This is a genomic window from Pseudomonas sp. DE0010 (assembly GCF_007680745.1).
In the GTDB taxonomy this organism is placed as follows: Bacteria; Pseudomonadota; Gammaproteobacteria; order Pseudomonadales; family Pseudomonadaceae; genus Aquipseudomonas; species Aquipseudomonas parafulva_B.
The window spans coordinates 10655-29930 of sequence record NZ_VEJQ01000025.1 but is presented as its reverse complement, the minus strand read 5'-3'; the positions used below and the strand labels follow the sequence as shown (position 1 = coordinate 29930).

General features: G+C 62.4%; 18 protein-coding genes and 1 pseudogene. 11 read left to right on the top strand and 8 right to left on the bottom strand.

From position 1 onward, the window contains the following. Positions 1-3 precede the first annotated feature (3 nt). Positions 4-675, bottom strand: a pseudogene (locus tag FS767_RS23555) (cache domain-containing protein); the annotation flags it as partial. Between the two features lie 387 nt (positions 676-1062). On the opposite strand from FS767_RS23555, the gene FS767_RS17770 reads away from it, so the two are divergent. Both FS767_RS17770 and FS767_RS17765 read left to right on the top strand, forming a co-directional pair. Continuing rightward, positions 1063-1893: an undecaprenyl-diphosphate phosphatase gene (locus FS767_RS17770; protein ID WP_100852615.1), complete on the top strand. Its 831-nt coding sequence runs from the start codon at positions 1063-1065 to the stop codon at positions 1891-1893. Continuing rightward, positions 1886-2299 carry a DUF1294 domain-containing protein gene (locus tag FS767_RS17765; RefSeq protein WP_144967093.1) on the top strand — a complete coding sequence of 138 codons (414 nt, stop codon included), beginning with the start codon at positions 1886-1888 and terminating at the stop codon, positions 2297-2299. The genes FS767_RS17770 and FS767_RS17765 overlap by 8 nt, the downstream gene beginning before the upstream one ends. A gap of 74 nt (positions 2300-2373) precedes the next feature. Here FS767_RS17765 and FS767_RS17760 read toward each other — a convergent pair whose 3' ends face one another. Further along, positions 2374-3276, bottom strand: coding sequence for a LysR substrate-binding domain-containing protein (locus FS767_RS17760; protein ID WP_144967092.1), 903 nt, complete (start codon positions 3274-3276; stop codon positions 2374-2376). Positions 3277-3407: 131 nt separating this feature from the next. Between FS767_RS17760 and FS767_RS17755 the strand changes: the two genes are divergently transcribed. The 3 genes from FS767_RS17755 to FS767_RS17745 all read left to right on the top strand — a co-directional run bounded on the left by FS767_RS17755 (position 3408) and on the right by FS767_RS17745 (position 5526). Beyond that, positions 3408-4019, top strand: coding sequence for an FMN-dependent NADH-azoreductase (locus FS767_RS17755; RefSeq protein ID WP_144967091.1), 612 nt, complete (start codon positions 3408-3410; stop codon positions 4017-4019). 192 nt (positions 4020-4211) lie between these two features. Next, positions 4212-5096: an EamA family transporter gene (locus tag FS767_RS17750; RefSeq protein ID WP_058605147.1), complete on the top strand. Its 885-nt coding sequence runs from the start codon at positions 4212-4214 to the stop codon at positions 5094-5096. 130 nt (positions 5097-5226) lie between these two features. Beyond that, positions 5227-5526 (top strand): hypothetical protein, encoded by a 300-nt coding sequence (locus FS767_RS17745; RefSeq protein ID WP_144967090.1) that lies wholly within the window; start codon positions 5227-5229, stop codon positions 5524-5526. A 41-nt stretch (positions 5527-5567) separates the two neighbouring features. On the opposite strand, the gene FS767_RS17740 is transcribed toward FS767_RS17745, so the two are convergent. Both FS767_RS17740 and ampC read right to left on the bottom strand, forming a co-directional pair. Next, on the bottom strand, positions 5568-5900 hold the full coding sequence (locus FS767_RS17740) for a hypothetical protein (RefSeq protein WP_058605149.1): 333 nt from the start codon (positions 5898-5900) through the stop codon (positions 5568-5570). Positions 5901-6197: 297 nt separating this feature from the next. Beyond that, complete coding sequence (gene ampC, locus FS767_RS17735) at positions 6198-7340, bottom strand: class C beta-lactamase (RefSeq protein WP_144967089.1); 1143 nt, start codon at positions 7338-7340, stop codon at positions 6198-6200. A 114-nt stretch (positions 7341-7454) separates the two neighbouring features. Between ampC and FS767_RS17730 the strand changes: the two genes are divergently transcribed. Then, complete coding sequence (locus FS767_RS17730; protein WP_144967088.1) at positions 7455-8447, top strand: bile acid:sodium symporter family protein; 993 nt, start codon at positions 7455-7457, stop codon at positions 8445-8447. Between the two features lie 50 nt (positions 8448-8497). On the opposite strand, the gene FS767_RS17725 is transcribed toward FS767_RS17730, so the two are convergent. The 3 genes from FS767_RS17725 to FS767_RS17715 all read right to left on the bottom strand — a co-directional run bounded on the left by FS767_RS17725 (position 8498) and on the right by FS767_RS17715 (position 10759). Next, complete coding sequence (locus FS767_RS17725; RefSeq protein WP_027915556.1) at positions 8498-9043, bottom strand: cupin domain-containing protein; 546 nt, start codon at positions 9041-9043, stop codon at positions 8498-8500. Between the two features lie 139 nt (positions 9044-9182). After that, a complete protein-coding gene (locus tag FS767_RS17720) occupies positions 9183-9710 on the bottom strand; it encodes a cytochrome b (protein WP_058605152.1) in 528 nt (175 codons plus the stop codon). Continuing rightward, positions 9707-10759, bottom strand: coding sequence for a catalase family peroxidase (locus FS767_RS17715; protein WP_144967151.1), 1053 nt, complete (start codon positions 10757-10759; stop codon positions 9707-9709). The genes FS767_RS17720 and FS767_RS17715 overlap by 4 nt, the downstream gene beginning before the upstream one ends. 125 nt (positions 10760-10884) lie before the next feature. Here FS767_RS17715 and FS767_RS17710 point away from each other — a divergent pair, with 125 nt between their 5' ends. Then, positions 10885-11406, top strand: a complete 522-nt coding sequence (locus FS767_RS17710; protein WP_144967087.1) for a sigma-70 family RNA polymerase sigma factor — start codon at positions 10885-10887, stop codon at positions 11404-11406. After that, positions 11403-12152: an anti-sigma factor gene (locus FS767_RS17705; RefSeq protein WP_144967086.1), complete on the top strand. Its 750-nt coding sequence runs from the start codon at positions 11403-11405 to the stop codon at positions 12150-12152. Before FS767_RS17710 ends, FS767_RS17705 begins: the two co-directional genes overlap by 4 nt. A 32-nt stretch (positions 12153-12184) precedes the next feature. Here the strand turns inward: FS767_RS17705 and xthA are convergent, their stop codons facing one another. Beyond that, complete coding sequence (gene xthA / locus FS767_RS17700; RefSeq protein WP_144967085.1) at positions 12185-12997, bottom strand: exodeoxyribonuclease III; 813 nt, start codon at positions 12995-12997, stop codon at positions 12185-12187. A 156-nt stretch (positions 12998-13153) separates the two neighbouring features. On the opposite strand from xthA, the gene FS767_RS17695 reads away from it, so the two are divergent. From FS767_RS17695 to FS767_RS17685, 3 genes are read left to right on the top strand one after another with little or no spacing between them, the layout of a single operon-like run. Continuing rightward, positions 13154-13801, top strand: coding sequence for a GNAT family N-acetyltransferase (locus tag FS767_RS17695; protein ID WP_144967084.1), 648 nt, complete (start codon positions 13154-13156; stop codon positions 13799-13801). Between the two features lie 52 nt (positions 13802-13853). Then, on the top strand, positions 13854-15596 hold the full coding sequence (locus tag FS767_RS17690) for an autotransporter assembly complex family protein (protein WP_144967083.1): 1743 nt from the start codon (positions 13854-13856) through the stop codon (positions 15594-15596). Further along, a complete protein-coding gene (locus FS767_RS17685) occupies positions 15593-19273 on the top strand; it encodes a translocation/assembly module TamB domain-containing protein (protein WP_144967082.1) in 3681 nt (1226 codons plus the stop codon). The genes FS767_RS17690 and FS767_RS17685 overlap by 4 nt, the downstream gene beginning before the upstream one ends. Positions 19274-19276: the final 3 nt, after the last annotated feature.

Here is a 19276-nt window from a genome sequence, read left to right as displayed (position 1 = left end):
GAAGTGCTCGCCCAGCTGACTGAGTTCATCGCGCCCGTGGGTGTCCAGGCGCCGGGTCAGGTCGCTTTCGCCGCTGGCGATATTGCCCATGGCCTGCACGGCTTCCTGTAGCGGGCGGGCAATGCTGCGTGCGATCACCCAGACCATCAGGCCCATCAGCAGCGCGATCGCCATGCCCAGCAGCGAAGCGTCACGCAGCTGGCGAGCGAACTCGGTCTGTACGTCGTCAACGTAGACCCCAGAGCCGATGATCCAGCCCCAGGGCTTGAACAGCTGGATGTAGGATGTCTTGGCAACAGGTTCGCTAGCCCCTGGCTTGGGCCAGCGGTAATTCACAGGCCCAGCCTCCTGCTGGCGCGCCAGCGCGACCATTTCGTTGAATACGGCAAAGCCATCCGGATCGCGAATGCCCGAAAGGTCCTGGCCGTCGAGCTTGGGATTGGCCGGATGCATGATCATGCGCGGGGTCAGGTCGTTGATCCAGAAGTAGTCGTCATGGTCATAGCGCAACGCCCTTACCACCTGCAGGGCTTGTTGCTGGGCCGCGTCACGGCTCAAGGTGCCGGCGGCCTCCAGCTGTTGGAAATGCGCCAGTACACCTGTGGCCGTTTCCACCACATGCCGGGTTTTCTCGGCCTTGGCCTGGTACAAGTCGCCGTGGATCTGGCGCAGCATCAGCAGACCAAGCACCAACAGCATGGCTATCGCCACTATCAGGATCAGCCATAAACGGCTGCTGATCGACATCGATCTAAGCGTCTTCATTGCGCATGCTCCATTTGTTCTTGTTTTCACCTGCATCCAAGCACGCCTGCGGCCATGGACCCACTCGACTAATGGCTAAGTGCCATGTGCGGTGGAGTCTGTTGCCTGCATCGTCATGACAGTGCAAAGGGGCTCTGCCAGCATTTCGGCGGCGCAACATGAAACCTTTAGTAACCGTGAACTTTTCCACTGGCTTTGCGACCAACAGACGCTGTAAAACAGCCGGGCCGCGTGCGGCAATATTCAGGCAAATCAAGAACAAGGAGCTTGCCACGAGCAGGCTCCATCGGGGGGATGATGGATTTTTGGACGGCCTTTCAGGCAATCATACTGGGCGTGGTGGAAGGGCTGACGGAGTTCCTGCCGATTTCCAGTACTGGCCACCAGATCATCGTTGCCGACCTCATCGGGTTTACAGGTGAGCGGGCGATGGCCTTCAACATCATCATTCAGCTGGCCGCCATCCTGGCGGTGATGTGGGAGTTTCGCGGCAAGATATTCGATGTGGTCCGTGGGTTGCCCAATCAGCCCAGGGCGCAGCGCTTCACCGGCAACTTGCTGTTGGCCTTCCTGCCTGCGTTGGTATTGGGTGTATTGTTCGCCGACCTGATTCATGAGTACTTGTTCAATGCTGTCACCGTGGCAGCTGCGCTGGTACTGGGTGGGGTGATCATGCTCTGGGCCGAGCGACGCCAACACAGGGTTCAGGTGACTCATGTCGATGAGATGCACTGGAGCCACGCGCTCAAAATCGGTTTCGTGCAGTGTCTGGCCATGATCCCGGGTACCTCGCGTTCCGGCTCGACCATCATCGGCGGCCTGCTGTTTGGCCTGTCGCGTACTGCTGCGACGGAGTTTTCCTTCTTTCTGGCGATGCCGACGATGGTGGGGGCTGCCGTGTATTCGGGTTACAAGTACCGCCATCTGTTCCAGCCCGATGATCTGCCGGTCTTTGCGCTGGGCTTTGTCACCTCGTTCATCTTCGCGATGATCGCCGTACGCGGCCTGCTGAAATTCATCGCCAACCACAGTTATGCAGCCTTTGCCTGGTATCGGATCGTCTTCGGCATGCTGATCCTGGCGAGCTGGCTGTTCGGCTGGGTCGACTGGACCGTCGCTCATGGATGAGCAGTCAGACCGCCAGCGCCCGACACGGATACGCAATGCCAAGTTCAAGGGAGTGCTGCTGGGGCTGCTGTGTGTGCTGCCGGTGTTGGGCGTCGCGTGCCTGGCCTACGACGCGCAGGCGTGGTGGCCGCTGGTGGTGTACCCGGTGATGAGCCTGGTCAGTGTATTGCTCTACTGGCGCGACAAGTCCCAGGCCCGCAGCCAAGCGCGACGCACCCCGGAGAAACTGCTGCATGGTGTAGAACTGTTCGGTGGCTGGCCTGGGGCTCTGCTGGCGCAGCAGGTGTTCCGGCACAAGACACGCAAGGTGCCTTACCAGGTCAAGTTCTGGGCCATCGTGGTCGTGCACCAGGCCGCCTGGGCGTATTGGCTGTTCTTTCAAGGGCGAGCTGCAGCGTTGGGGTGAAGCCGCTGTATCACGAACGGGGGCGAGCGCCCCCTATTGAAGTTCCGGCCACTCGGGTTGGGCTCAGTGATGTGTCAGACGTAACGTTCCCCGCACGTCTCGAATGAGGCGGCCAAATGATCGATCCATACCCGCACCGCAGGCGTGACACCGCGTCGGTGCGGGTAAACCGCCTGCAGGTAGCCGCCTGGCAAGGACCAGTCCGGAAGTAATCTTACGAGTTCACCGCGTTGGAGCTGCTCTTCACAAAACAGGCTGGGCAGGGCGGTGAAGCCCAGACCAGCGCGTACAGCTGCATTACGTACCACGAAATCGTCCACTGAAAGCCTGGGTTCGAGCGCCAAGGCGTGTTGCTGGCCCCCTGGCCCCTGCAGCCTCAGGTGTACCAGGCGGTCGGCCTCGGGTGCACCCAGCACCGGCAGGTCGGCCAGTTGCTCAGGCGCGCGCACCTGTGGGGCGAAACCGGGCGCGGCTACCAGTTGCATCTGTGCCTGACACAGTCGCCGGGTCACCAGCGTAGGGTCCTCATCGCCCAAGTCGCGCACTCGCAGCGCTACATCTATTCCTTCAGAGATCAGGTCCACCCTACGGTTGAGCAAGACCAGATCCAGCTGCACGAGCGGATACTGTTGCAGAAACCGGGTTACCACGTCCGGCAAGAACGCATGACCCAAGGCCACCGGGCAGGACACGCGTAGCCTGCCGCGCGGTTCACTGCTCATGCTGGCTACTGCTTCTTCAGCGGCTTCAGCTTCAAGGAGCATGGCTTGGCAGTGATGCAGGTAGCGTTCGCCCACAGCGGTCAGTTTCACTTGCCGCGTGGTGCGCTGTAGCAGGCGCATGCCCAAGCGATCCTCCAGTTCGGCGATACGGCGGGATAGCCTTGATTTCGGAATGCCGAGCTGGCGTCCAGCGGCGGCGAACCCGCCTGCTTCGACGACACGGGCGAAATAAAACAGGTCGTTCAGATCCTGCATGGCACGGCTCATTGTTCCAGGGGTAGGACAAACTAGCGCGATTGGGCGTACTTATCATCCATTACACACTTAGGTAACATCCTTTTCATCAAATATATCCAGCCTCAACCCCCCTTTCACAGGAGTACCCCATGAAACTGCTGCACATCGATTCGAGCATCCTGGGTGACAACTCGGCCTCGCGCCAATTGAGCCGTGAAGTCGTAGCCGCGTGGCAGGCCGCTGAGCCGAACGTCGAAGTGGTCTATCGCGACCTGGCAGCCGATGCCATCGCTCATTTCTCGGCCGCTACCCTGATGGCTGCCGGCACCGGCGAAGAGCTGCGCGATGCAGCCCAGGCCCTCGAGGCCAAGCTCAGTGCCGAGACCCTCGAAGAGTTCCTGGCCGCCGACGCAGTGGTCATCGGCGCGCCAATGTACAACTTCAGCGTGCCGACCCAACTCAAGGCTTGGATCGACCGCATCGCCGTCGCCGGCAAGACCTTCCGTTATACCGAGGCTGGTCCAGAAGGCCTGTGCGGTGACAAGAAAGTGGTGCTGGTTTCCACGGCAGGGGGAATGCATGCCGATCAACCGACAGGGGTCGGCCACGAAGACTTCCTCAAGGTATTCCTGGGCTTCATCGGTATTACCGACCTGCACGTGGTACGGGCTCATGGCCTGGCTTATGGCCCGGAGCAGCGCACCGAAGCGATTGCCGCGGCCCAGGCGCACATCGAGAACGGTCTGTTCGCCGTGGCGTGATGGCAGGAGATACAGAGCGCAAGTTAAGGGTCGCCTAGGCGGCCCTTTTTCATGGGCGTACCAACCGTATTCTTCTAATGGCCGCACAGCCCACTGTTGCGCAACGCTAGGGCGCAACTGTAATGGTGGTTCATTGAGGAATAGCCTTATGCTGTAACGAAATATGTATAAGTGCTGAAGAAGGAAGCCGCAATGCCGCTCAAGGACCTGCTCATCGCTCTGGTGGTAATCATCGCCTGGGGCGTCAACTTCGTCGTGATCAAGGTCGGGCTCGATGGGTTGCCACCCATGTTGCTGGGGGCGCTGCGTTTTCTGCTTGTGGCTTTTCCCGCGGTGTTCTTCATCAAGCGGCCGAACCTGCCGTGGCGTTGGCTGATCGCCTACGGTGCGACCATCTCGCTGGGGCAGTTTGCGTTTCTGTTCCAGGCCATGGCCAGCGGCATGCCACCGGGGCTCGCTTCATTGGTCCTGCAGTCCCAGGCCTTCTTCACCTTGGGCTTCGCTGCGCTGTTTCTGGGCGAGCGCTTGCGCGTGGCCAGCGTGCTCGGGCTGCTGGTGGCCGCCGGTGGGCTGGCGCTGATCGGCAGCGAAGACGGTAGCCATGTCCCCATGCTCGCGCTGGTACTGACCTTGTGTGGCGGGGCGATGTGGGGCTTGGGCAACATCATCACTCGTCGCTTCGGGTCGATAGACCTGGTGGCATTGGTCATCTGGGGCGGCTTGATCCCTCCGCTGCCGTTTCTGCTGCTTTCTGGCTGGTTGGAGGGGCCTGAACGCATCAGCCAGGCGCTCACGCACATCGGCTGGCACTCGATTGCCGCGCTGGCATACCTGGCATTCGTGGCCACCATTCTGGGCTACAGCCTCTGGAGCACGCTGTTGTCGCGCCATCCGGCCGGCAAGGTCGCGCCTTTTTCGCTGCTGGTACCTGTCATAGGCCTGAGTTCATCAGCGCTGCTGCTGGGCGAGCGCCTGACTGAAACCCAGGGTTGGGGTGCCTTGCTGGTCATGAGTGGCTTGTTGGTGAACGTGTTCGGCGCCCGACTCGGACAGCGGCTCAAGGCTGCGAGGGCCTGAATAATCACGAGTGCTACCTGTCTTTTTTTAAGCGTTGATTGACCAAGCTCATGATGTCGGTCAGTTACGGTCGCCTATCAGGCACGGATATGGTTCCTTGGTTACGTTTTTGTAAGGAGGACCGCAAACGATGCGAGTCAGGGACGAAACCTATTGGCAGTGGGCCGACGCACAACTGCACAGCCGCTGCCACGACGAGGTGCTGAGCGATGGCACCACCCTGGATGTGCAGGTGCGCCTGTCCAGGCAAGGTGCAACTCAACTGTTTCTCGGCCTTTACGCACGCAATGGGCAGGCTCTGTTGGAGGAGTATTATGCTGCGCGCTCCGGGGAAACCATGACCCGGGCGCTGGTTTGGGGGGTGGAGCGCGCTCGGGCGTTGGCCACAGGTGCCATGCCATTACCTAAAAAAGCCAAAAGGCGCGCATGAAAAAGCCCGGCGCGGTGGCCGGGCTTGATATAGCGTGACGGTCAATACTGCGCTTCGATCACTTTCACGGCACGTTGCGTACGTGCCTCTGGCCATTGCTGTTGCAGGGTTTGCAAGACACGGCCGACGAACTCGGTATCGGCAGCCGCCTTCTTGCCCACATAGCCCTGGCCTCGGCGGTAGGCCTTGAATCTCGCACGCATGCTTGGCAGGTGCTCCTGGAATTCATCTTCAATCGTGTTGGGTGGCAAGCGGTCCAGGCGCACTTCGCCGCTTTGGCTCACCCACAGCAGATGGTCATCGAGGCTGTCCTTGCGCGTGGCGAACAGCTTGGCCAATTGATCGATGGTCGGATTGTCGTTCAAGTTCATCATAAAGCCCCCATTACCCAGTTTCAGGTGATTTTCACAGTTGGCGCTATCGCGATGTAGCGCGTTTCCAAGGCTGCTACTGCAGCTTTGCAACAGGGGCTTTCTCACGCTGCCTTTTGGACAGTTCCCTCTCCACGGACCGCCTGCGTTACCGCGCAGGCGGCCTGGAACACCCTTGCCACGGCTCCCGATCAGGGAGACGGCCTCATCATGCCCAAGCGCGATGAACGGCGTCAACTATTTTGTAGTGATATTTTTTGCTCACTACATTTTCGTAGAGTTGTTCGACAATACTCGATTTCAAAGCCCTGAAAGAATCTCGTATGCCGCGCGCACGCGGGCTTCGTTGGGGTAGTTGCGGTTGGCCAGAAGCACGATGGCCAAGCCCTCTGACGGGACGAACGCTGCGTAGGCACCGAAACCATTGGTGGAGCCTGTCTTGTTGTACCAGGCTCCCGCCAATGGGGCGGCAGGCGGCTGCAGCCGTTGTGCCGGCTGGGGGCCTCGTATCATTTGCGGACCATTGCCGGCGATGAGGGTGCGCAGCGCAACGGGGTACGCATAACGCTCCCAGCCCAGGCCTTGTGTCATTTCACCGATCTGGGCGTAGCCGCTACGGGTGATGAGGGTGGCCCGGGCCAAGGGCGCAGGCAGACCGTCGGGCTGCATGTTCAAGCGCACATAACGCAGCAGATCGCTGGCACTGGTCTTGATGCCGTAGGCTTGCTGCGCATAAGGGCCAGGGTTTACGCGCACTGGCTTGTCGCTGGCGTCGTAGCCCTGGGCATACAGGCTACGTGCATCACTGGGCACCTCCAGGTAGGTGCTGTGCAGGCCCATGGGCTCCAGCACGTTGTGCTCAAGCAAGGTGGCAAACGGTTGATGTTGGGCGCGGGCGGCCAGGTCGCCGAACAGGCCCAGGCTCGGGTTGGAGTAACACCGTTGGGCACCTGGCGTGCCTTTGGGCTGCCATTGGCGCAAAAACGTCACCACTTGCTCGGGTGTATCCACGGTGTCAGGAAACTGCAAGGGCAGGCAATCGGCACTGTAGGTGCCCAGGTCCAGCACGGTGGCGTCGCCCATGGGGGTGCCAGCCAAGGCCGGGTGATAGCGTTTGGCAGGGGCGTCCAGGGCAAGCTGGCCTTCGGCATTGGCCACTGCCGCCAACGTGGCGGTGAATGTCTTGCTCAGCGAGCCAATTTCAAAGAGGGTGTCGCGGCTAACGGGCACGCCGCTTTCGCGGCTGGCGACGCCGTAGCTGAAGTAATGAGCGTGGCCATGCGCATACAGCGCGACCGCCATGCCGCTGATGCCCTGGGCCTGCATCAGGGGGCCAATGACGGTGTCGACTTTGATTCGCAGCGGGTCATTGGCGTAGGCGGGTAACCAGAGGGCGCCGAGTGTGAGGGCGACCGCAAGGGCCACGGAGCGGGAGCAGATCATGAAGATTCCTTGGCTGACTGTCCGTTGCGCGATACCAGGAGGGGTTCCGGCGTTAGCGCCTGGGGGCGCAAGACCTTATCCTCCGTCCTTGCCCAAAGACAAGACGGAGCTGTGATGAAGTACCTGCGCATGCTGTTCGACAACTTCACCCTGGCGTTGCTGGCCGTGGTAGCGATCGCCACCGTGTTGCCTTGCTCAGGGCAGGGTGCGGTGTATTTCGGCTGGCTCACCAACCTGGCGATCGGTTTGTTATTCTTCCTGCACGGGGCCAAGCTCTCGCGGGAGGCAATCATCGCTGGAGCGGGGCATTGGCGCCTGCACCTGCTGGTGTTTTCCTGCACGTTCGTGCTGTTTCCGCTGCTGGGCATGGCGTTCAAGCCGCTGTTCCTGCCACTGGTGGGAGACGAGCTCTACTTGGGGGTGCTGTACCTTTGCGCCCTGCCTGCCACCGTCCAGTCGGCCATCGCGTTCACCTCGCTGGCGCGGGGTAACGTACCAGCGGCCATCTGCAGCGCAGCCGCATCCAGCCTGCTGGGCATATTCCTGACCCCGGTACTGGTGATGCTGTTGCTGGGCGCCAGCGGCGACACCGGCTCGGGTCTGGACGCAGTGCTCAAGATCACCCTGCAGTTGCTGGTGCCCTTCGTGGCCGGGCAACTGGCCCGCCGCTGGATTGGGGGCTGGGTAAAACGCAATGCGCGTTGGCTGAAGATCGTCGACCAGGGCTCGATTCTGCTGGTGGTCTACACCGCCTTCAGCGAGGCGGTGGTCACAGGCTTGTGGCACACTGTTTCGCCGCAGCACCTGGCAGGCCTGTTCGCCGTTTGCGGCATCCTGCTGACCGTGGTGTTGCTGGGGACCAGCCTGTTGGGCAAAGTGCTTGGCTTCAACCTCGAAGACCGGATCACCATCCTGTTCGCAGGCTCGAAGAAGAGCCTGGCAACCGGTGTGCCGATGGCGCAGGTGCTGTTCGTCGGTAGCGGCATCGGCGCAATGATCCTGCCATTGATGCTGTTCCACCAGATCCAGCTGATGGTTTGTGCTGTGCTGGCGCAACACTATGCGAGCCGCGAGCAGGATGATATCGAGGTGCCGACGGTGCGATGACCCGATGATGGTTGCAGCTCACGTGGTCTGCAACCATCACGTCGCCTGGGTCAGAAGTTCGCGGGGGTATTGGCGCTGATGATCTCCGCTTCGTCCTGGCCAATATTCTTGAAACTGTGGGGCAGGGTGGTAGGGATGTAGTAGCCATCTCCCGCATTGAGCACGCTGACCTGGCCATCGACCCACAGCTCGACGGTGCCTCGCGTGACGAGCCCGCACTCCTCGCCCTCGGCGTGTACGATGGGCTCGCCCGAGTCGGCACCTGGGGCGTAAAGCTCGCGCAGCATGCGCATTTGCCGGCCCTCGACGCTGGCACCTACCAGCAGCATGCGCAACCCATTGCGACCCAAGTCGGGCTGCTCGCCCGCCCGGAACACGAAACGCTCCTCACGGACGGGTTCATCAAAGCTGAAAAACTCTGCCAGGCTCATCGGAATGCCCTCCAGCAGCTTCTTCAAGGAGCTGACCGAAGGGCTGACGCGATTCTGCTCGATCTGCGAAATGGTCGAGTTGGTGAGCCCGCTGCGGCGTGCCAACTCCCGCTGGGAGAGGTTGTTGCGTTCACGCACTAGTTTGAGTCGCGTCCCCGTGTCCATAGCCGCCTTGTAATAAGAGGTGTCAAGAATAATGAGCGAGGCGCATTAAAACATACTCTCAAGGCTTGCGCGCTGCGGTTTGCCGGTGCCGGCTGCCAGCGATGCCGGGTGGGCCATCGCTTGGCAAGATATGGCGCGCTCACTGCGCCCTTGGCCCTGGCCACATGCTGCGCAGGACCCCATCACGCCGAACCCAGGCGTGCATCAGCGCAGCGCCCACGTGTACCAGTATCGTGGCGAACAACAGGTAGCCTGCCCAGCCGTGCGCCTGGCGCAGCACGGCATACAGCTGCAAATCATGGGGCACGATCGCCGGCAGGCCAAACGGGCGAGGGTACCCGCCGGCCGAGAGCATGGCCCACCCCAGCAAGGGCATGGCTAGCATGAGGCCGTACAGCAGCAGGTGCGAAGCGCCGGCAGCCAGGCGCTGGAAGGCTGGCAGGTCCTGGGGCAGAGGTGGATGGGGAATGCTCAGGCGCACGATGATGCGCGCTACGACCAGCACCAGCAGCGCAAGCCCCGTGGCCTTGTGCAAGCTGACCAGTACGGGGTGACGGACGGACAGGTCCGTGACCATGCTCACGCCGATCAAGAGCATGGCCAGGATCAGGATCGCCATCGACCAGTGCAGCAGGCGGGCGACGGGATGAAAGGCGGTGGGTTTCATGGTCGGGCTCCAGTGCTCAAGGACTCGCGGCTACGACGGTTGAATGATTCCGAATAGGCCGCTGACCGGGCCGCGAGTATAGGGTCGGCGGAGGGTTCGATGCCGTGGGGCAGTATCAAGGGGTCGAAGTTGAGGTCGCGGCAGGCACCCTGTTCCGGTGCGTCGACCTGCTCAAGCACCAGGGTGCCTGCGTTGACGCTGCGCCGGCTCGCTGGCCAGGGTTTGGCAGGGTCGTCGATAGCGTCGTCCGGTTCGGCCAGCACCAGGCGCAGGGTCCAGCGCAAAGGCCCCTGCGCCAGCCGTCGTTGCAGGTCATGTTGCAGGAACAGAGGGTCGTCCACCTTCGCCGGTAAGGCCGTGTACGGCGTGAGCGGTTCAAGCTGCCAGCGCACCGGATGGGCATGGCCGTCGTGATCGATCAACTTGAATGCATTGATGCTGTGGTACTGGGTGTTGGCGAAGCTGTCGCTGGGCTTGTAGCTGGCTGCCCATTGCCTAAACGCGGCGCTCTCGGGGTGGGCTGCAAAGAAGGCCTGTACCTTGGCAGGGTCGGGCTTGCGCGTGGCCGGGTCCGGGGTGTTGGCCAGCACCTGCTCGTAGAACGCCTCGGCCGTACTCACCGCCAGAACGGGCGGGTTGTTCATGCCGGTCCTCCAGACTTGCCCATCGTCGGTGGCGAGCTCGATTGCCAGGCTGCGCACGGGGATGCCGGTGTCAGGCGCAAACGGGTTGGCACCACCAATGGCCAGGCGGCCTGTCACCGGCACGTGCGCCTGGGTGAATGCCCGTGCCGTCGACAAGCTTGCCGCTTGCCCGCTGGCCTGGAAATAGCCGCTCACGCACAGGCCTTTAGCGTGGTTCTTGCGATAACCCGGGTAGTGCCCAGCCTGGGCCTCGAACGTGTCGATGATGCGCTGTGGTGTAAGCGCGGATTGGCCAAGCCAGCCGGCGCTGTAGGCGAAACCCGCACCGGCAGCCAGCATCACCGCGCCGATTGCGGCAAGCCGCGAGGCCTTGGCCCGGCCGTGCAAAGGTTGGTTCATGGTCAGTCCCGTTGTTTTCACGAAAAGTGCCAGTACGACGCTGTACTGGAAAAGTTATTCCCGGGCGGGAATAACTTTTTCTCCAGCGCGTCTGTTCTCTACACTGCCCCATCATTGACCGGATACTTTCCATGCAGGACTTGGACGACCAACAATGGCGAGCGCTACTGGCCCGACTGCGTCGCTTCGCCCTCTGGCTGACCCGCGAGGCAGGAAGTGCGGATGACCTTGTGCAGGCCACGGTCGAGCGTGCCTTGAGCCGGCGTCAGCAGCACCAGGATCCCGATGCCCTGCGCGCCTGGCTGTTCACCATCCTTTATCGATTGTTTCTGGATGGCAAACGGCGAGAACGGTTGCATGCCCGCTGGTTGTCCTGGTTCGCCAGCAGTAGCACGGCCGAAGAAACGGCCGGCGATAACCTCGAGGACATCGTGCTGGCCCAGGCGGATTTGCAGGCATTTGGTCGGCTCAAGACCGAGCAACGCGCGTTGCTGTTGCTGGTGAGCGTTGAGGGCCTGAGTTACAAGGAGGCTGCCCAGACGTTGGGTATTCCCATCGGTACTGTCATGTCACGGCTGTCGCGCGCGCGCGATGCCCTGCGTGCATTGACCGAGGACAGCCCTCGACCACCGGCCTTGCGGAGATTGAAATGACCCGTCTTATTCCTAACGAAGAAGAGCTTCACGCCTACGTCGATGACCGCCTGGACCCGGTGCGCCGTGCCGAAGTCCAGGCCTGGCTGGCCAATCATCCAAAGGCTGCGCAGCGTGTGGAAGGCTGGCGCGCCGATGCGCGCCAGTTGCGCACGAGCCTGGCGGGCCTTGCGCAGCCGCTCGCGGGTCCGCGGGTTGACCGCGATCAGCTGCGCCGACAGGCGCGACACCGCCTGAAGCGTCGCTGGGCAAGTGCTGCAGCGATCGTCCTAGCCCTAGGCATTGGGGGACTTGGCGGGTGGCAGGCGCGCGATGCCAGCTTTGCCGACGCAAAGCCCATGGCTGATGCCGTGCAGGCCCACCGATTGTTCGCCGACAGCCAAGCGCTGGATATTCAGGCGCGTGACCCCGATCAATTGCGCACCTGGCTGCAAGCGCACTTTCACCAGGTGGGCCAACTGCCTGATCTGGCAGGCTACGGGTTCGCCCCGGTGGGCGCCCGGCTGCTCAGTAACGAGCAAGGGCCGGCGGCGCTGGTGGTGTTCCAGGACGGGGCGGGGCGCCGTATCAGCCTGTTCCTGCGCTCACCCGGCGAGCACTTCCGGCGCATGCCGCAAGGGCAGCGAATCGATGGTCAGCTCCAGGCCCGATACTGGTCCCATGGCGCCTACAGTTTCGCCCTGGTCAGTGCTGCCGATGATGGCCGCGGTGTGGGTATCGGCGAGGCCTTGCGCACCACGTTGTGAGCCGTACAAGGCCTCCTGCGCCCTAGGCTGGCTTAGCTGAGCTCTAGCCAGATGGGCGCATGATCCGACGGTTTTTCCATCGCGCGCAGTTCGTAATCCACGCCTGCAGCCTTGATCCTCGGAACCAGGCTTGCCGAGGCCATGATCAGGTCGATGCGCAGGCCACGCTTGGGTTCGTCCTCGAAGCCGCGGCTGCGGTAGTCGAACCAGCTGAAACGGTCGTCGACACCCGGGTGCAGATGCCGGAAGCTGTCCACCAGCCCCCAGCCTTTCAAGCGCTCCATCCACTCCCGCTCCTCTGGCAGGAAGCTGCATTTGCCGGTCCTGAGCCAGCGCTTGGCATTGTCTGGGCCGATTCCGATGTCGCAATCTTCTGGGGATATGTTCATGTCGCCCATGACCAGCACGGGCTGGTCACTGCGAAACTGGCCTTCGAGCAATGCTTGCAGGTCCGCGTAGAAACGCTGCTTGGCCGGGAACTTGGTGGGGTGGTCGCGGCTTTCGCCCTGCGGGAAATAGCCGTTCATGACGGTGACGGGGTTGCCGTGGTGGTCGGCGAAGGTGCCCCAGATGAAGCGCCGCTGGGCGTCTTCTTCGTCCGTTGCAAACCCTTTGTGCAAGCTCAAGGGTGCCTGACGCGATAGTAAGGCGACACCGTAGTGGCCCTTTTGCCCGTGGTAATGCACGTGGTAGCCCAGGGCCTGGACCTCGGCTAGTGGAAACTGATCGTCGCTGACCTTGGTTTCCTGCAGGCCGATGATGTCCGGCTGGTGCTTTTCGACCAAGGCGGCCAACTGGTGTGGGCGCGCCCGCAGGCCATTGATGTTGAAACAGACGATCTTCATGCAGAGACGATCCCGTTAAAAAGGCGCGATGCTAGCCGACATCGGCGTTGATCACCAGCATGGGGGCACTTAGGCGCGGCTGACATGGCGCGAAGGTGAACGATGGGCGGCATTGTGCCTCCAAGGCCTATCAGCCAGCCCAGAAGGTTCCCCTCCATGTCTCAAGCCCCTGCCGCCGAGGCCCGCGTTTGCCTGCTCGACTCCGGTTATCGCCGCGAAACCCGGGCACTGCTGTACACCGTCTACCGGGACGACCCTACTTTCGCTTATCTGCTCGAAGCGCATCGCCCTGGTTATGAGCGCCGCCTGCGTACGCTGCTACGCGAGTGGGTACGCCAGCATTTCTACCTGCAACTGCCCGCCGTTGGCTTGCTGCTGGACGATCGCCTGGTAGGCGTCGCGCTGATCGTGCCGCCATTGCGGCGTCTGGGTGTGGCTGACAGCTGGGCCTGGCGCCTGCGGATGATGGTTGGCGCGGGGGTGCGCGCCACCCGGCGCTTCATGGCGTACCAGGCGGCTGTCTCGACATGCCGGCCTACCGATCAAGTGCACGTGCTGCCGCTACTGGGGGTGTTGCCGGCGCTGCAAGGCCAGGTGTATCCGGCCCAGTTGTTACATGCGGTACAACAATGGTGCATAAAGGATGGGCCGGTAGAAGGGATCGTCGTCGACACGGGCAATGATGAACACGTGGCGTTCTATCACACGCAAGGCTTTGTCGAGGTTGGCGAGGTCGCCATTGGGACTGTGCGCCAACGCGTCCTGATGTATGACAGCGCTCAGGTCAGTGAACCCTTGGCGTGAATGGCGTTTCGGTTGGCTTCTTTTACACCCTTGGTCTGGTAGCATGCGCGGGATGACATATTCAGGAAGAGTTCGCTGGGGCCTGGTGATCTGGGCCGCCAGCTTTGCTGCATGGGGCCAGAGCGAATTGGTGGTGACGGTCAAGCCGGCCAACAAGGCGCTCAAGGCCAATGTCGAGGGCTATATCGGTAGCTTGGGCGACCGCGACGAGCAAGCGCTGCTGCGTTTCAGTCGCGGGGCCGAGGAGCAGGCGCGCAAAGCGGCCCAGGCGCTGGGCTACTACCAGGCCCAGATAAGTACCGACGTCAAGCCGCCCCGCGACGATGATGGTTCACCACGACTGGTGGTGAATATCGTGCCCGGCGAGCCGATACGCCTGCGCAACGTGACCGTGCGCGTCGAGGGGCCGGCCAGTGACATGACCGCGTTCAGGGTGCCTTCCGGCGGCGCGCTTCGCGCTGGCGAGCAACTGAACCATGGTGTGTATGAGGATGCCAAGCGTGTCATTCAGAACCAGGCCTCACGCTATGGCTTCTTCGCAGGTCGCTTCAGCCAGCAGCGCCTGGCCGTCGATCCCCGTGCCGGGGTGGCCGATATCGACCTGGTCTACCAAAGTGGGCCGCGGTACCGACTGGGCGCGGTCACCTTCAGTGGCGATACGCCGCTGGACGACGATTTGCTGCAGCGGATGGTCTCGTTCAAACCCGGTACGCCCTACGATTCGGAGCTGATTGCAGAACTCAACAGCGACTTGCAGTCCAGCGGCTACTTCGAGGGCGTGCGCGTAGACGCCGCGCCCACGGCCGCAGTCGCTCAGAATATTCCGGTCGATGTACGCCTGGAAACCCGCAAGCCTCGCACGCTGGGCTTGGGCCTTGGGTATTCCACCGACGTTGGCCCGCGGGGCAAGGCCAACTGGACTCGCCATTGGGTCAACCCCCAGGGGCACAGCTATGGCTGGGAAGCGGAGCTGTCGGCGCCGCGTCAAAACGTGGGGCTGTGGTACGACATCCCGTTGGACCCGCCATTGACCGACAAACTGCGATTTGCCGGGGGGTACCAGAACGAAGAACTGGCGGGCACCGACACCCTCAGCAAGCTCTTGACGGTAGGCCCTGAATGGCACAGCAAGCTGCCCAGCGGCTGGCAGCGGGTCATATCGCTCAAGTACCAACGCGAAGAGTACCGGCTGGGGGACGATGCGGGCCTTAGCAACCTGCTCATGCCCGGTATCAGCTATTCATTCCTGCGCAGCGACAACCGCATTGACCCCCATAATGGCTATCGCGTGCAGTTCGAAGCGCAAGTGGCAAAGGAAGGCCTGGGCTCCGATACGAACCTGCTGCGCGGCAACGTGCTGCTCAAAGGGCTCACCACAGTAGGTCAGAACCACCGGCTGCTGGGCCGCGTTCAGTTCGGCGGCAGCGCCACCAACGGTTTCCAGAACAGCGTTCCGCCTTCGCTGCGGTTCTTCGCTGGTGGCGACCAGAGCGTGCGCGGCTACGACTACCAGACCCTGTCGCCGAAAAACAGCGACGGGGATCGCATCGGTGGCCGTTACCTGGTGGCGGGCAGCGTCGAATACCAGTATTCCCTGACGGACAAATGGCGCCTGGCGACCTTCGTCGACCAGGGCAACGCGTTCAACAACTTCGAGTTGCCCAACCTGAAGACGGGGGTCGGCTTCGGCGTACGCTGGGTTTCACCGGTAGGGCCGCTACGCCTGGACTTGGCCAAGGCCTTGGACGACGACGGCGGCATCCGCCTGCACTTTTCCATGGGGCCTGAGCTTTGAAACCTGTCATCAAATACATGCTGCTGGGCCTGTTTGGGCTCGTGGCCGTTCTGACGCTGACCATCGCTTTGGTGATCGGCACCGAGGGCGGCAGCCGTTGGGCGCTGGGCAAGGTTCCAGGGCTGACCGTGGAAGGTTTCGCAGGACGCCTGGCGGGCACCTGGCAAGCCACTCGTCTTTCCTACGTCGATGGGCAGACCCAGGTCCAGGCGCAGGCGCCGTTGCTGAACTGGTCCCCGGCATGCCTGCTGCGTGGGGCTTTGTGCATCGATCAGTTGCACGCAGAACGTATCGACATGGCGTTCGCCCCCTCGACTGACGTCAGCGACGACGGCCCGCTGCAACTGCCTACATTGGACTTGCCGCTTGCCATCGAACTGGGCGAGGTGAAGATAGGGCAACTGCGCCTGGATGGCAGCGACCTGCTCGGTGATCTGCAACTGGCTGCGCACTGGACCGGTAAAGGCATGCGCATCGACAGCCTGCACCTGACCCGCGACGATCTGCAGTTGGACCTGCAAGGTGACGTGAAGCCTCAAGGCGATTGGCCTGTGCAGTTACAGGCCCAGGTGCAGCTCCTTGCCATGGGTGACAAGCCATGGCAACTGGCATTGCAAGCCACGGGTGAACTGCAACGCTCGCTTGACCTGACCGGGACGAGCAGTGGGTATCTGGATGCCACCCTTGCGGGCAAGGTCCAGGCATTGGCCGAACACCTGCCGGCCAGCCTGAGCATTCAGGCCAAGGCGTTCAAGCCATCCGAGGCACTGCCCGACACTCTGCAGCTCGATGACCTGGTGCTGTTAGCCGATGGGAACCTTGAGACGGGCTATGCATTGACCGGGTCTGCCAATTTGCCAGCCCAGCAGTCGCCCATCGCCCTGGCTTTGTCCGGGTTGGTCGACAGCAAAGGTGCCGTGGTCAAGGGCCTTGATCTCAACGCAGGCGATAGCCAGCAGGTGAAGCTGCAAGCCAAGGTCGACTGGCAGGATGGCCTGGCAGCGGACGCGCAACTGGCCTGGCAAGACTTTCCTTGGCTGCGCCTGTATCCGCTGGATACACCGCCTGAGGTGACGCTCAAACGCCTGAACGCGCAGGTTCGCTATCGCGACGGTCGCTACGAGGGCAGCTTTGATGGCGATCTGGACGGGCCTGCCGGCGCCTTCAAGGTGGCAAGCCCCTTCGAAGGGGATCTTGAGCAGGTCACTTTGCCAACGCTGGCGCTTACTGCGGGACAAGGCAAGGCGACAGGCCGTGTGGCCGTACGCTTCGCGCAAGCGCTCGCCTGGGACGTGGACCTGCAGTTGTCGGCGCTGAACCCGGCCTACTGGGTGGCGGAGCTACCTGGAACATTGGCCGGGCCGTTGCGTAGCAAAGGCCAGCTGCAGGGCGATGACCTGTCGCTCGACGCTCAGCTCGACCTCAAGGGTCGCCTGCGCGGCCAACCCGCTGTGCTCAACGTTCAGGCGGACGGGGCAGGGCAGCGCTGGACGCTGGCAGCCTTGCGCGTGCAACTGGGTGACAACCGTATAAACGGAAGTGGCAGCCTGCAACAGCGCCTGGCCGGCAAGGTGGATATTGATCTGCCACGCCTGGGGCAGCTGTGGCCCGAGCTGCAGGGCCAGGTCAAGGGGCAACTGGACGTGGCCGGTACCCTACAGGCGCCGCAAGGCACGCTGGCATTGCGCGGTACCGGGTTGGCACAGGCCGAGAATCGCTTGCAGCAACTGAATCTCTCGGCCCGTCTGGACGACCGGCAACGGGCCAATATCGACTTGAAAGTTACGGGTATCCAGGCGGGTGATACCGCCCTCGGTACGCTGCAGGCGGCCGGCAATGGCGACATGCGACGACAGGCATTGACGCTGGCGTTGAACGGCCCGCAACTAAAGCTGGACGTGGGTCTGGACGGGCAACTGGACAACGGTGACTGGCGCGGCCGCCTGGCCACTGGGCGGGTACAGGCTGGCGGGCAAGACTGGCAACTGCAGGCGCCTGCCAAACTGCAGCGCCTGGCCAGCGGTCAGCTGGATTTCGGCGCCCACTGCTGGCGTTCGGGGCAGGCCAGTCTGTGTGGTGATGATCAACGGTTAGCGCCTGAGCCGCGCCTGCGGTACCACCTCAAGCGCTTCCCGCTGGACAGCCTGGCGCAGTGGATGCCCGAGGATTTCGCATGGCAGGGCCTGCTCAATGCCGACATCAACCTGGACCTGCCTGCCAGCGGCCCAAAGGGCACCGTGGTGGTGGACGCCAGTGGCGGCACATTGCGCGTCAATGATGGTAGCCGCTGGGTCGATTTCCCGTACCAGACCCTGCGGCTGGATAGCACCTTGGCGCCGCGGCGTATCGATACCCGTCTTGCATTCCTGGGGGAGCGCCTGGGGCAGCTGAATCTCACGGCGCGTATCGATCCACTGGGCAAGGACAAGCCGTTGTCCGGCGACTTCAACCTGGCCGGTCTCGACCTCTCAGTGGCCCGTCCCTTCGTGCCGATGGTTGAGCACCTGGCTGGGGAGCTCAAGGGGAGCGGGCAGCTGTCTGGCACGCTGCTGGCACCGCAAGTCAACGGCAGTGTGAATTTGAGCGGCGGCCAGATCACCGGTGCCGAACTGCCGATTCAGTTCCAGGACCTCGGCCTTCAGGCCCGGATCGCGGGTGAACAGGTGCAGCTTGCCGGCACCTGGCGCAGCGGCACTGCAGGCCGCGGCCAGGTTGATGGCAACCTGACCTGGGGCCAGGCGCTGGGGATGAACATCCGCGTGCAAGGGCAGCAGTTACCTGTCACGGTCGAACCCTATGCCACGCTGGAGGTAGCGCCGGACCTTACCCTGCAACTGATCGACGACAAGTTGGCAGTCACAGGCAAGGTGCAGGTGCCCAACGGCAAGATCACAGTGCGCGAGCTGCCCCCTTCCACGGTCAAGGTTTCCGACGACACGGTCATCGTCGGTAACCAGACCGAGGAGGGCAAGCCGCCGATGGCCATGGCCATGGCCATGGATATCGATGTCGAGGTAGGCCGAGGCAAACTGTCGTTCAGTGGTTTCGGCCTGACTGCCAACCTGTTGGGGCACGTGCATATCGGTGACAACCTCGATACGCGTGGCGAGTTGAGCCTGGCCGATGGTCGCTACCGCGCCTACGGCCAGCGGCTGACCATCCGCCGCGCCCGGCTGCTGTTTGCCGGGCCGATCGACCAGCCCTACCTGGACATCGAAGCGATCCGTCAAGTCGATGACGTGATCGCCGGCATCCGCTTGAGCGGCAACGCCGAGCAACCGACCAGTACGGTGTTTTCCGAGCCTGCCATGAGCCAGGAACAAGCGTTGTCCTACCTGGTGCTTGGCCGTCCGTTGGGGGCATCGGGTGAAGACAACAACATGCTGGCCGAGGCCGCCTTGGGCCTGGGGCTAGCCGGCAGCGCAGGGATCACGGGTAATGTGGCATCGCGCCTGGGTATCGATGACTTCCAGCTCGATACCGAGGGCTCAGGCAACACCACCAGTGTGGTGGCCAGTGGCAACCTGACCGAGAAACTCAGCCTGCGCTATGGAGTAGGCGTGTTCGAGCCGGCCAACACCATCGCCTTGCGCTACAAGCTCAGCAAGAAGGTGTATGTCGAGGCTGCCAGTGGAGTGGCAAGCTCCCTGGACGTCTTCTACAAACGCGACTTCTAGTTG

Bases quoted from the DNA above. Each gene is read 5' to 3' on its own strand.
- FS767_RS17770 (WP_100852615.1), top strand. From the start codon at position 1,063: ATGGATTTTTGGACGGCCTTTCAGGCAATCATACTGGGCGTGGTGGAA.
- FS767_RS17765 (WP_144967093.1), top strand. From the start codon at position 1,886: ATGGATGAGCAGTCAGACCGCCAGCGCCCGACACGGATACGCAATGCC.
- FS767_RS17760 (WP_144967092.1), bottom strand. From the start codon at position 3,276: ATGCAGGATCTGAACGACCTGTTTTATTTCGCCCGTGTCGTCGAAGCA.
- FS767_RS17755 (WP_144967091.1), top strand. From the start codon at position 3,408: ATGAAACTGCTGCACATCGATTCGAGCATCCTGGGTGACAACTCGGCC.
- FS767_RS17750 (WP_058605147.1), top strand. From the start codon at position 4,212: ATGCCGCTCAAGGACCTGCTCATCGCTCTGGTGGTAATCATCGCCTGG.
- FS767_RS17745 (WP_144967090.1), top strand. From the start codon at position 5,227: ATGCGAGTCAGGGACGAAACCTATTGGCAGTGGGCCGACGCACAACTG.
- FS767_RS17740 (WP_058605149.1), bottom strand. From the start codon at position 5,900: ATGATGAACTTGAACGACAATCCGACCATCGATCAATTGGCCAAGCTG.
- ampC (WP_144967089.1), bottom strand. From the start codon at position 7,340: ATGATCTGCTCCCGCTCCGTGGCCCTTGCGGTCGCCCTCACACTCGGC.
- FS767_RS17730 (WP_144967088.1), top strand. From the start codon at position 7,455: ATGAAGTACCTGCGCATGCTGTTCGACAACTTCACCCTGGCGTTGCTG.
- FS767_RS17725 (WP_027915556.1), bottom strand. From the start codon at position 9,043: ATGGACACGGGGACGCGACTCAAACTAGTGCGTGAACGCAACAACCTC.
- FS767_RS17720 (WP_058605152.1), bottom strand. From the start codon at position 9,710: ATGAAACCCACCGCCTTTCATCCCGTCGCCCGCCTGCTGCACTGGTCG.
- FS767_RS17710 (WP_144967087.1), top strand. From the start codon at position 10,885: ATGCAGGACTTGGACGACCAACAATGGCGAGCGCTACTGGCCCGACTG.
- FS767_RS17705 (WP_144967086.1), top strand. From the start codon at position 11,403: ATGACCCGTCTTATTCCTAACGAAGAAGAGCTTCACGCCTACGTCGAT.
- xthA (WP_144967085.1), bottom strand. From the start codon at position 12,997: ATGAAGATCGTCTGTTTCAACATCAATGGCCTGCGGGCGCGCCCACAC.
- FS767_RS17695 (WP_144967084.1), top strand. From the start codon at position 13,154: ATGTCTCAAGCCCCTGCCGCCGAGGCCCGCGTTTGCCTGCTCGACTCC.
- FS767_RS17690 (WP_144967083.1), top strand. From the start codon at position 13,854: ATGACATATTCAGGAAGAGTTCGCTGGGGCCTGGTGATCTGGGCCGCC.